The 1,454-nt window shown below is 30.7% G+C and carries 2 protein-coding genes; both read left to right on the forward strand.

Features of this window, described 5'->3' with window-relative positions; genetic code table 11:
• Positions 1 to 96 precede the first annotated feature (96 nt).
• Positions 97 to 606: a hypothetical protein gene (locus tag Q0945_RS15860; RefSeq protein WP_299436594.1), complete on the forward strand. Its 510-nt coding sequence runs from the start codon at positions 97 to 99 to the stop codon at positions 604 to 606.
• A gap of 223 nt (positions 607 to 829) precedes the next feature.
• Positions 830 to 1,243, forward strand: coding sequence for a hypothetical protein (locus Q0945_RS15865; RefSeq protein WP_299436597.1), 414 nt, complete (start codon positions 830 to 832; stop codon positions 1,241 to 1,243).
• Positions 1,244 to 1,454 lie beyond the last annotated feature (211 nt).

Raw genomic sequence — 1,454 nt, forward strand, 5'->3', positions numbered from 1 at the left:
TAAAGTATTAATTTTAAAAATTTATCTCTGGCTGACTGGTTAGCGTATACTTTCCCAGTCCGAAATCATAGCCGAGACGTTGTGCAACATATGAAAATGAAGTTTCCCATTAACATATTATTCCTTTTCATCTTTACGTTTTCGTTTTCACAAAATGAAATTACGTATGAAAAAACTCTTTCTGATATTAAAGAATCCTCAAAGATTTTATGCACGAACTTGATAATTCCTAATAAGGACTTTTCAATTGGAATTTTCACAGAGGAATGGGATGTTGAAGACTTGACAATGGAACAGTGTGGAGATATAAAAACTGATTCAATAAAGAACTCGAAAATTATTGAAATTCTGACTTCAAAAAAACTATTGGATAAGTTATATCTGAATATGGAAAATAACGAATATGAAAGCATAAACTCATCTGACAAGTTTGAATGGAATAAAGCAAATCTGATTGTCGAACTGAACTTCACTCATAACTGGAATGGAGTTAATCAAGTTTATATTCCAATAAACAATAAAAAACAAGCGAAAGAATTGATTAAATCAATCTGTAAGATATTTGAATCTGACTTTTGTTTTAAAAAGTTAAAACGGAATTTATAAAAATACGTTGCACAACAACGTATATAAAAAATTGCTATTTTTAGCTAAATCAAAAGGTCGTTGCTCGTTTGCTACGTCTGATTTTCCTTCGGAAAATCCTCGCACGCAAACCCGCAACTTTCCATATACAAAACCGTTGGCAAACATTTGAAAATTGAACTCAAAACTAAATTTAGTCGTAATATTAATTTCTATAATTTCATCTTGTATGTCAAAAGTTGAAATGATTAAGTATATACCATCAACAGAACGATATCACATTTTTTATCCGAATAATTATTTCGTGAATGAAGATAATGATGGAATTGTAACAATAACTTCACCTAATGGAGAAACAAATATGACGCTATCTGGATATAATGCAAACGGAGAAGTTGACCCTAAAGTCTTAACTGAATTTATTGCTGAAATAACGGAAGGATACGAATTACAAGTAGAACCGAAAATAGAGTCATTCGGAAACGGATTGAAAATTAGCGGAAAATATAAAAAAGACGGAAATGATTGGTTGTGGAAAATATACTCTAAGAATGAGGCAATCGTAATTGTTTCTATCAATGGAGATGGAATTTTAACTGACAAAGAAATTAAACAGAATGAAATTATGCTTAATAATTTTGAACTGTATTCTGAATAAAAAAACGATTTGCCAACAATGTATAAAAATAATTGCTCAATTTTGGGCTTAACCAAAGGTCGTTGCAAGTTTACTACGTCTGATTTTCCTACGGAAAATCCTCGCACGTAAACCCGCAACTATTCTTATACGTAACCGTTACTTTTAATGGTGCGACATCAAAATTTCGGCAGTTTTAAAATTCTCGTGGCTGACTTTTTAAATGAAAAAT

This window comes from uncultured Maribacter sp. (assembly GCF_947500405.1).
Lineage (GTDB): Bacteria > Bacteroidota > Bacteroidia > Flavobacteriales > Flavobacteriaceae > Maribacter_B.

What these genes read in the sequence shown, in the direction of transcription:
- Q0945_RS15865 (WP_299436597.1), top strand. Translation starts at nt 830, where the DNA reads ATGATTAAGTATATACCATCAACAGAACGATATCACATTTTTTATCCG.
- Q0945_RS15860 (WP_299436594.1), top strand. Translation starts at nt 97, where the DNA reads ATGAAGTTTCCCATTAACATATTATTCCTTTTCATCTTTACGTTTTCG.